This is a genomic window from Streptomyces thermospinosisporus, from assembly GCF_039526425.1.
In the GTDB taxonomy this organism is placed as follows: Bacteria; Actinomycetota; Actinomycetes; order Streptomycetales; family Streptomycetaceae; genus Streptomyces; species Streptomyces thermocarboxydovorans.
In genome coordinates, this window is the sequence record NZ_BAAAIZ010000020.1 from 15,132 (window position 1) to 24,076 (window position 8,945).

Genomic DNA, 8,945 nt, shown 5'->3' on the forward strand with positions numbered 1-8,945 from the left:
TCGCCCGCCCGTGCCGCCCCAGGCGGCACGACTGCCCGCAGCTGCGCAGCCGACTGCACGCAACTACGCAGCGCCGACTGCCCGCAGCTGGGTAGCTGTGGGACCCCGTGGGGTCACTCGGCGGTGTGGTTCTTCGGGGGGTTGGGGTGGGCGCTCGGCGGGCGTAGGTGCAGGGGACGGGGGTGGGGCGGCGTCCGAGGTCGGCAGGGAACGGCGTAGCGGCGGCGGGCGGCGCGTGACGGGGTGTCCTACCCGTCGTTAACCGGAACGACAGGCGGCCCGTGTCGGACGTAGCGGGGGTAGGCGAGGCGATGGCTGGATCGCGGCGGCAGCTGCTGGGCAGGCGGGCCGGTGTGGGGGTCGTTGCGGCCGGGGTGGTCGGGTGCCTCTGGGGCACGGGCTCCGGGTGCGCGCCGAGCGGGGCCGTGACCGGGGGGCCGCCCGCCGAGGACGCGGTCGAGGTGGTGGCGAAGGCCGCCGACGCGCTCGTCGAGGCGGGGAGCAGCAAGGCGCGTACGTCGATGGAGATGGCGACCGGGGGGACCCGGGTGACCATCCGGGGCGAGGGCGTCTATGACTTCGGCAAGCGGCTCGGGCGGCTGAAGGTCGTGCTGCCGGAGGACCCCGCGGGGGCCAGCGCCCGGCAGCCCATCACCGAGCTGCTCGCGCCCGGTGCGCTGTACATGAAGAACCGGGGGGCCGGTGTGCCTGCCGACAAGTGGGTGCGGGTGGACACCGCGACGCTGTCCGACGGCAATCTCGTCACCGGCGGGGTGACCGATCCGCTCGCCGCGGCCGAGGTGCTGCGCGGGACGCGGACGGCCACCTTCGTGAAGCGGACCGAGGTGGCCGGGACGGCGGTGCGGCACTACCGGGGGACCGCGGATCTCGCCGTGGCGGCGCGCAAGGCCGGCGAGGCCGACCGGGGGCCGCTGCGGGCGGCAGCGAAAGGGTTCGCCACCGCCGAGGTGCCGTTCGACGTGTTTCTGGACGATCAGGGGCGGATCCGCAAGATCCGGCACCGGTTCAGCTTTGTGAACGGGCAGCAGGAGACCCCGGTCGCTGTGGCATCCACCACACTGCTCTACGACTTCGGGGCCCCCGCGAACGTACGGCTTCCCGAGCCGCAGGACATCTACGCGGGCCGGATCGCCGAGGAGTGACCGGCGTGAACTAGCCCTTACGTGCCATGCGCGCCCCGTATCGCGCTCCCTACTCTAGGAAGCGGATGACGGCAGAGATGAGGTGACGCGCGTGGCTCCGCTCGGGGGTGGGACGGTTCAGGACCACGTTGCCCTCGCCGAGATCGAGCTGACCGGCGAGCTGATGATCGCCGCCTCCGCCGCCGAGGACCGGCTCAGCCTGGAGAGCATCGACAAGGTGCTGCGGGTCGCCGAGGAACGCGCGGGCAAGGACCGGAAGTCCCTGCGCGGCGGGCGCTGAGCGGCCCCGGCCGGGTACGGCGTCAGCCCGGTCAGGTACGCATCATGCGGGCGATGGCCTGTGTGGCCTCCTTCACCTTCGCGTCGATCTCGTCGCCGCCCTTGAGGGCCGCGTCGGCGACGCAGTGCCGCAGGTGTTCCTCCAGCAGTTGCAGCGCGAAGGACTGCAGGGCCTTGGTGGAGGCGGACACCTGCGTGAGTATGTCGATGCAGTAGACGTCCTCGTCGACCATCCGCTGCAGGCCGCGGATCTGGCCCTCGATGCGCCGCAGCCGCTTGAGGTGCTCCTGCTTCTGCTTGTGGTAGCCGTGGACGCCGCGGTCGTGGTCGGTGACGATGTCCGTCGACTCCTCGGTCACGTCCGGGGCGGAGGGCGCACCGGCGCCGGCCTCGGTGGTCGTCATGGCGTCCTCCTGCTGCTGTGGCTGCTGCTGCGGGCGATATATACCCCTGGTGGGTATATGGTACCGAACCTTGCCGGGTATGGGCCCCTTGCCCGACCGCCCCCCTGCTCATCACTGTGACTGATGGGCGACACTGGGGGGCGGCCCGTTAGTCGCGGCCGGATGATGCGCCTAGCATCAGCCTGACCGAAACCGATGCATCCCGAGGACCCCACGTGCGCTTTCGTCTGACCCCCAGGGAGACGAGCTTCTACGACATGTTCGCCGCTTCCGCGGACAACATCGTCACGGGCTCCAAGCTCCTGATGGAACTGCTCGGGGCGGACTCCTCCGCCCGGGCCGAGATCGCAGAGCGTATGCGGGCCGCGGAACACGCGGGCGACGATGCCACGCACGCGATCTTCCACCAGCTGAACTCCTCGTTCATCACGCCGTTCGACCGCGAGGACATCTACTCCCTCGCATCGTCCCTCGACGACATCATGGACTTCATGGAGGAGGCCGTCGACCTGGTCGTCCTCTACAACATCGAGGAACTGCCCAAGGGCGTCGAGCAGCAGATCGAGGTGCTGGCGCGGGCCGCCGAGCTGACCGCCGAGGCCATGCCGCATCTGCGGACCATGGACAACCTCACCGAGTACTGGATCGAGGTCAACCGGCTGGAGAACCAGGCCGACCAGATCCACCGCAAGCTGCTCGCCCACCTCTTCAACGGCAAGTACGACGCCATCGAGGTCCTCAAGCTGAAGCAGATCGTGGACGTACTCGAAGAGGCGGCCGACGCCTTCGAGCATGTGGCGAACACGGTGGAGACCATCGCGGTCAAGGAGTCCTGACCCCTCCATGGACACCTTCGCTCTGGTCGTGACCATCGGGGTCGCGCTCTTCTTCACGTACACCAACGGTTTCCACGACTCGGCGAACGCGATCGCGACGTCCGTGTCGACGCGTGCCCTCACCCCGCGGGTGGCGCTCGCCATGGCGGCCGTGATGAACCTCGCCGGTGCGTTCCTCGGTTCGGGGGTCGCCAAGACGGTCAGCGAGGGGCTGATCGAGACGCCCGAGGGCTCGACGGGCATGGGGATCCTGTTCGCCGCGCTGGTCGGTGCGATCGTCTGGAACCTGATCACCTGGTACTTCGGGCTGCCGTCCTCCTCCTCGCACGCGCTGTTCGGCGGCATGGTGGGCGCGGCCCTGGCCGGCGGCACCGCCGTGTACTGGGACGGGGTGCTGGAGAAGATCGTCATCCCGATGTTCGTCTCGCCCGTGGTCGGTCTGGTCGCCGGTTATCTGGTGATGGCGGCGATCATGTGGATATTCCGGCAGTCCAACCCGCACAAGGCCAAGCGGGGCTTTCGCATCGCGCAGACGGTGTCCGCGGCGGGCATGGCGCTGGGCCACGGTCTGCAGGACGCGCAGAAGACCATGGGCATCGTGGTGATGGCGCTGGTCATCGCGGATGTCGAGGACTACGGCGACCCGATCCCGGTCTGGGTGAAGATCGCCTGTGCGGTGATGCTGTCCGCGGGTACCTACGCCGGCGGCTGGCGGATCATGCGGACCCTGGGCCGCAAGATCATCGAGCTGGACCCGCCGCAGGGCTTCGCGGCGGAGAGCACCGGCGCGACGATCATGTTCGGTTCGGCGTTCGTCTTCCACGCCCCGATCTCCACCACCCACGTGATCACCTCGGCGATCATGGGTGTGGGCGCCACCAAGCGGATCAACGCCGTGCGGTGGGGCGTGGCCAAGAACATCATCCTCGGCTGGTTCATCACCATGCCGGCCGCGGCGGCGGTCGCCGCCGCCTCGTTCTGGATCGTGAAGCTGGCGTTCCTGTAGCAGCCCTTCGCGGCAGCGGATGTGAGTGAGCCCGCCCCCCGGGTCCCGGGGGGCGGGCTCTTTCTGCGGCCTCGCGGTGGCACCGCCATGCAGCACCGCGAGGGGCCGGGGGCAGGCCGCAGGGGGGACTGCTCAGCCGAAGCGGCCGGAGATGTAGTCCTCGGTGGCCTGCACGGACGGGTTGGAGAAGATCCGCTCGGTGTCGTCGATCTCGATGAGCTTGCCGGGCTTGCCGACCGCCGCCAGGTTGAAGAAGGCGGTGCGGTCGGAGACCCGGGCCGCCTGCTGCATGTTGTGGGTGACGATGACGATGGTGAAGCGCTCCTTCAGCTCCCCGATCAGGTCCTCGATGGCGAGGGTGGAGATCGGGTCCAGGGCCGAGCAGGGCTCGTCCATGAGCAGCACGTTCGGCTCCACGGCGATCGCCCGCGCGATGCACAGCCGCTGCTGCTGACCGCCGGACAGGCCCGCGCCGGGCTTGTGCAGCCGGTCCTTGACCTCGTTCCAGAGGTTGGCGCCCCGGAGGGACTTCTCGACGATGTCGTCCAGCTCCGGCTTCTTGTACTTGCCGTTCAGGCGCAGGCCGGCCGCCACGTTGTCGTAGACCGACATGGTGGGGAACGGGTTCGGGCGCTGGAAGACCATGCCGACCTCGCGGCGCACGGCCACCGGGTCGATGCCGCTGCCGTAGAGGTCCTCGGAGTCCAGCATGACCTTGCCCTCGACCCGGCCGCCGGGGGTGACCTCGTGCATCCGGTTGAGGGTGCGCAGGAACGTGGACTTGCCGCAGCCGGAGGGGCCGATGAAGGCCGTCACCGAGCGGGGCTCGATGGTCATCGAGATGTCCTCGATGGCCAGGAAGGAGTTGTAGTAGGCGTTCAGGCCGCTGACGTCGATGCGCTTGGCCATGGCAATCACTGCTTCTTTCGGGTCGCGGGTCGCTGCCGGTGCCGGTGACGAATCTCGTCGGTCGTGGTGTCCGGGTCAGCGACCCGTCTTCGGGGCCTTCCAGCGGGCGATGCCGCGGGCCACCAGGTTGAGGATCATGATGAAGGCGATGAGCGTCAGGGCCGCCGCCCAGGCGCGGTCGTAGGCCGCGTCCGAGCCGTTGGTGTACTGCAGGTAGATGTACATCGGCAGCGACGCCTGCGGGTCCCGGAACGGGTTGGCGTTGATGAAGTTCGTTCCCCAGACCAGCAGCAGCACGGGGGCCGTCTCACCGGTGATGCGGGCGATGGCGAGCATCACGCCGGTGGTGATGCCGCCGATGGACGTCGGCAGGACCACCTTCAGGATGGTGCGCCACTTCGGCACGCCCAGGGCGAGGGAGGCCTCGCGCAGCTCGTCCGGGACGAGCTTGAGCATCTCCTCGGTGGAGCGCACCACCACCGGGATCATCAGGATGGACAGGGCCATCGAGCCGGCGAAGCCGGAGTAGCCCATGCCGAGGATGAGGATCCACAGGCTGAGGATGAACAGGCCCGCCACGACGGAGGGGATGCCCGTCATCACGTCGACGAAGAAGGTGACGGCCCTCGCCAGCCTGCCCCGGCCGTACTCGACCAGGTAGACGGCGGTGAGGACACCGACCGGCACCGACATCAGGGTGGCGAGGCCGACCTGCTCCAGGGTGCCGAGGATCGCGTGGTAGATGCCGCCGCCCGGTTCGCTGTCGGCGACGACGCCCATCGAGTGGCTGAGGAAGTAGCCGTCCAGGACCTTCACGCCCTGCTCGGCCGTCTCCCAGGTCAGGGAGGCGAGCGGGACGACGGCCAGCAGGAAGGCCACCCAGACCAGGCTGGTCGCGGTGCGGTCCCGCGCCTGGCGGGGGCCCTCCACCTTGGCGGAGAGGGCGTAGGAGCCGAGGACGAACAGCGCGGCGGCGATCAGCGCCCACTGGATGCCGCTGTGCAGGCCGGCGGCGGTGCTGATGCCGAGGCCGGCGGCGACGGATCCGGCGCCCGCCGCCCACGGGAACCACCGGGGCAGGCGCGCCCCGCGCAGGCTGCCGGCGGCGGGCTTGTCGTCGAGTGCGTGGCTCATGCAGCGGCCCCCGAGTACTCCTTGCGGCGGGCGATGATCAGCCGGGCCGCGCCGTTGACCAGCAGGGTGATGACGAACAGGACCAGACCGGAGGCGATCAGCGCGTCCCGGCCCATCTCGGTCGCCTCGTTGAACTTGCTCGCGATGTTCTGGGCGAAGGTGCCGCCGCCGGGGTCGAGCAGGCTGGCGTCGATGTCGAAGCTCGGGGAGAGCACCATGGCGACGGCCATGGTCTCGCCGAGCGCGCGGCCGAGGCCGAGCATGGAGGCGGAGATCACGCCGGAGCGGCCGAAGGGCAGCACCGCCATGCGGATCACCTCCCAGCGGGTGGCGCCGAGGGCAAGGGCCGCCTCCTGGTGCATCCGCGGGACCTGCCCGAACACCTCGCGGCTCACGCTGGTGATGATCGGCAGGATCATGATGGCCAGCAGGATCCCGACGGTGAACAGCGAGCGCGGGGCGCCCTGGTTCCACTCGAGGATCCCGGTCCAGCCCAGGTATGCGTCGAGCCAGCCGTAGAGGCCGTCCAGGTTCGGCACCAGGACCAGGGCGCCCCACAGGCCGTAGATGATGGACGGCACGGCGGCCAGCAGGTCGATCACGTACGCGATGGTCCCGGCCAGGCGGCGGGGGGCGTAGTGCGTGATGAACAGGGCGATGCCGACGGCCACCGGCACCGCGATGATCATGGCGATGACCGAGGACACGACCGTCCCGAAGGCCAGTACCGCGATGCCGAACTGCGGCGGGACGCCGCTGGGGTTCCACTCGAAGGCGGTGAAGAAGTTGGCCTCGTCCTTGCTGATCGCGAGGACCGCCCGGTAGGTGAGGAAGGCCGCGATGGCGGCCATGATCACCAGGACGAGGATGCCGGAGCCGCGGGAGAGCCCGAGGAATATCCGGTCGCCGGGGCGGGTGGCGCCGCGCGCGGCGGGCCGCCGCTCCGGTGGTGCTGGTCGGGGAAGGGGTGGAGGAGCTGTCTGCTGAGTCGTCATGTCCATCGGGGTCTCCGGTCTGCGGAGCCGCCGGGGCGGGCGGCTCGGTCGGAGCCGCCCGGCGTCCGGGGGCTCCTGGGGGCGGTGCACCGGACGGTGCGGGCCGGCCCCGCTGCCGGAGCCGGGCCGCACGCTCGGATCAGCTCAGGTCCGAGACGGTCTCGCGGACCTTGGTGATGATCTCCTCGGGCATCGGGGCGTAGCCGGCCCCGGCGAGCAGGCTCTGCCCCTCCTCGGAGGCGATGTAGTTCAGGAAGGACTTGGTGGCCGGCAGGGTCTCCGCCTTGTTGCCCTTGTCGCAGACGATCTCGTACGTCACCAGGACGATCGGGTAGGCGCCCTCGGTGGACGGGGTGTAGTCCAGCTGCAGCGTGAGGTCCTTGCCGGTGCCGGTGACCTTGGCGGCGCCGATGGCCGCGGTGGCGTTCTCCACGCTCGCCTTGACCGGCTCGGCGGCCTCGGTCTTCAGGTCGACGGTCTTGATGCCGTCCTTGGCGTAGGAGAGCTCGAAGTAGGAGATGGCGCCGCTGGTCTGCTTGACCTGCTGGGCGACACCGGAGGAGCCCTGCGCGGACTGGCCGCCCTTGGCCTCCCAGGCCTTGCCGGGCTCGTACTTCCAGTCCTCGGGCGCGGCGGCCTTGAGGTACTTGGTGAAGTTGTCCGTGGTGCCGGACTCGTCGGAACGGTGGAAGGCCTGGATCTTCAGATCGGGAAGGTCCGCGCCCGGGTTGAGCTTCTTGATCGCCTCGTCGTTCCAGTTGGTGATCTTGCTGTCGAAGATCTTGGCGAGCGTCGGCGCGTCCAGGACGAGGGAGTCCACGCCCGGGACGTTGAAGCCGACGGCGATCGGGCCGCCGACCATGGGCAGGTCGATGCCCTGGCCGCCGGAGCACACCTTCTTCGACGCCTCCACCTCGTCCGGCTTCAGCGCCGAGTCGGAACCCGCGAAGGCGGTCTGGCCCTGGGTGAACGCGGTGATGCCCGCACCGGAGCCGTCCGGGCGGTAGTTGATCTGCACGTTCTTGCAGACGGCGGTGTACTGCTTCACCCAGGCGTCGATGGCGTTCTTCTGCGCGGAGGAGCCGGATGCCTGCAGCTGGCCCTGGGCGTCGTCGCACTTGATGTTCCCGGCCGCGGCGGTGGCGGAGGCGTCACCGCCGTTCGCGTTACCGGTGTCGTCGGAGCCGCACGCCGTGAGGGCCAGGGCGCCGGAGACGGCGAGAGCACCGAGAGCGAGGGCCCGCCGGTTCTTGTGCTGAAGCTTCACTTGAGTTCCTTCCAGGAGCCGCCGTCCTGCATTCGGCGGCGTGCGAGGTGTCAGTGATGCGGATGCTTCCTTCTTCGTGCGATCCGCGTCGCGTACGGCCGAAATTAGGCAGAACAGGTGACGGCGCCGATGGGCGGGAATGAACGGGGGGTGAACCCCTGGGGACGGGGTGGTGAGGTCGCGGAACACTCACACCAGCAGGGCGAGGGCGTCACTTCTCTCCCGCAGGGTCGCCAGCAGGACCGGGATCAGATCCGCGTCCTGCAGCGCGGTCAGGTGGGCGTGGGCCACGTACGGGGGCAGCCAGAGGATGCGGTCGACCTCGGCGTTGGGGGAGAAGGAACCGGCGACCGCCTCGGCCGCCCAGTAGCGCACCTCTTTGGGGCGGCCCTTCGCCAGATAGCGGACGGTGGGCAGCTCGAAGGTGGGCACGGCGGTGTAGCCGGTCTCCTCGGCGACCTCGCGCAGCGCGCCCGCCAGCGGGTCCTCGCCGCGCTTCAGCTTGCCCTTGGGCCAGGACCAGTCGTCGTACCGGGGGCGGTGGACCAGGCAGAGCTCGAGGACGCCGGTCACCGGATGGTGGCGCCACAGGACGCACCCGGCGGCACGGACGACCAGGGAGCCAAGGCGGGGGGAGGTGCCGGGGGTGCCCACGATGCGTGTGCCTCCTTGGTGCGAATGCGAGTGCGAGTGCGAGTGCGGGTGCGAGAACGTGTGCGTGTGCGGTTGCGGGTGGCGCGTACGGCGAGTACGGCGCGTACGGCGAGTACGGCGCGTACGTCCTCCGGCTTCCCGCGTCACGCGGTGCCGATCGCTTCCTTCCGTTCCCGCTCCTGCTGCCAGCAGCGCTGGAACGCGTACCGTGCCGCCTCCACCTCATGCCGCTGGTCGGCGTGCAGCACGCCGAGCGCGTACGCGGTCGCCGGGGCGATGCGCGGGGTGCGGGCCGCCT

At 69.8% G+C, this 8,945-nt stretch carries 10 protein-coding genes and 1 pseudogene; 4 read left to right on the top strand and 7 right to left on the bottom strand.

What is annotated here, in order from left to right:
• The first annotated feature begins 311 nt into the window (after window positions 1-311).
• On the top strand, window positions 312-1,163 hold the full coding sequence (locus ABD207_RS08615; protein ID WP_344011339.1) for an SCO4651 family lipoprotein: 852 nt from the start codon (window positions 312-314) through the stop codon (window positions 1,161-1,163).
• Window positions 1,164-1,245: 82 nt separating this feature from the next.
• Window positions 1,246-1,443 (top strand): hypothetical protein, encoded by a 198-nt coding sequence (locus tag ABD207_RS08620; RefSeq protein ID WP_344003900.1) that lies wholly within the window; start codon window positions 1,246-1,248, stop codon window positions 1,441-1,443.
• A 31-nt stretch (window positions 1,444-1,474) separates the two neighbouring features.
• On the opposite strand, the gene ABD207_RS08625 is transcribed toward ABD207_RS08620, so the two are convergent.
• Window positions 1,475-1,846, bottom strand: a complete 372-nt coding sequence (locus tag ABD207_RS08625) for a metal-sensitive transcriptional regulator (RefSeq protein ID WP_344011340.1) — start codon at window positions 1,844-1,846, stop codon at window positions 1,475-1,477.
• 215 nt (window positions 1,847-2,061) lie between these two features.
• Between ABD207_RS08625 and ABD207_RS08630 the strand changes: the two genes are divergently transcribed.
• Window positions 2,062-2,682 carry a DUF47 domain-containing protein gene (locus ABD207_RS08630; protein WP_046778610.1) on the top strand — a complete coding sequence of 207 codons (621 nt, stop codon included), beginning with the start codon at window positions 2,062-2,064 and terminating at the stop codon, window positions 2,680-2,682.
• Window positions 2,683-2,689: 7 nt separating this feature from the next.
• On the top strand, window positions 2,690-3,688 hold the full coding sequence (locus ABD207_RS08635) for an inorganic phosphate transporter (protein ID WP_344011341.1): 999 nt from the start codon (window positions 2,690-2,692) through the stop codon (window positions 3,686-3,688).
• Window positions 3,689-3,820: 132 nt separating this feature from the next.
• On the opposite strand, the gene pstB is transcribed toward ABD207_RS08635, so the two are convergent.
• The 6 genes and pseudogenes from pstB to ABD207_RS32105 all read right to left on the bottom strand — a co-directional run.
• Complete coding sequence (pstB, locus tag ABD207_RS08640) at window positions 3,821-4,597, bottom strand: phosphate ABC transporter ATP-binding protein PstB (protein ID WP_344011342.1); 777 nt, start codon at window positions 4,595-4,597, stop codon at window positions 3,821-3,823.
• A gap of 75 nt (window positions 4,598-4,672) precedes the next feature.
• Window positions 4,673-5,731 carry a phosphate ABC transporter permease PstA gene (pstA, locus tag ABD207_RS08645; protein ID WP_344011343.1) on the bottom strand — a complete coding sequence of 353 codons (1,059 nt, stop codon included), beginning with the start codon at window positions 5,729-5,731 and terminating at the stop codon, window positions 4,673-4,675.
• The gene (gene pstC / locus ABD207_RS08650; protein WP_344011345.1) at window positions 5,728-6,732 is read right to left on the bottom strand and encodes a phosphate ABC transporter permease subunit PstC; all 1,005 of its coding nucleotides are present in this window, start codon (window positions 6,730-6,732) and stop codon (window positions 5,728-5,730) included. The genes pstA and pstC overlap by 4 nt, the downstream gene beginning before the upstream one ends.
• 133 nt (window positions 6,733-6,865) lie before the next feature.
• Complete coding sequence (gene pstS, locus ABD207_RS08655) at window positions 6,866-7,993, bottom strand: phosphate ABC transporter substrate-binding protein PstS (RefSeq protein ID WP_344011347.1); 1,128 nt, start codon at window positions 7,991-7,993, stop codon at window positions 6,866-6,868.
• Between the two features lie 189 nt (window positions 7,994-8,182).
• The gene (locus ABD207_RS08660) at window positions 8,183-8,647 is read right to left on the bottom strand and encodes an NUDIX hydrolase (RefSeq protein ID WP_344011348.1); all 465 of its coding nucleotides are present in this window, start codon (window positions 8,645-8,647) and stop codon (window positions 8,183-8,185) included.
• Window positions 8,648-8,790: 143 nt separating this feature from the next.
• Window positions 8,791-8,945, bottom strand: a pseudogene (locus tag ABD207_RS32105) (CHAD domain-containing protein); the annotation flags it as partial.

Excerpts from the sequence above, each read along its gene's own strand:
- ABD207_RS08615 (WP_344011339.1), top strand. The coding sequence starts at position 312 with ATGGCTGGATCGCGGCGGCAGCTGCTGGGCAGGCGGGCCGGTGTGGGG.
- ABD207_RS08625 (WP_344011340.1), bottom strand. The coding sequence starts at position 1,846 with ATGACGACCACCGAGGCCGGCGCCGGTGCGCCCTCCGCCCCGGACGTG.
- ABD207_RS08635 (WP_344011341.1), top strand. The coding sequence starts at position 2,690 with ATGGACACCTTCGCTCTGGTCGTGACCATCGGGGTCGCGCTCTTCTTC.
- pstB (WP_344011342.1), bottom strand. The coding sequence starts at position 4,597 with ATGGCCAAGCGCATCGACGTCAGCGGCCTGAACGCCTACTACAACTCC.
- pstA (WP_344011343.1), bottom strand. The coding sequence starts at position 5,731 with ATGAGCCACGCACTCGACGACAAGCCCGCCGCCGGCAGCCTGCGCGGG.
- pstC (WP_344011345.1), bottom strand. The coding sequence starts at position 6,732 with ATGGACATGACGACTCAGCAGACAGCTCCTCCACCCCTTCCCCGACCA.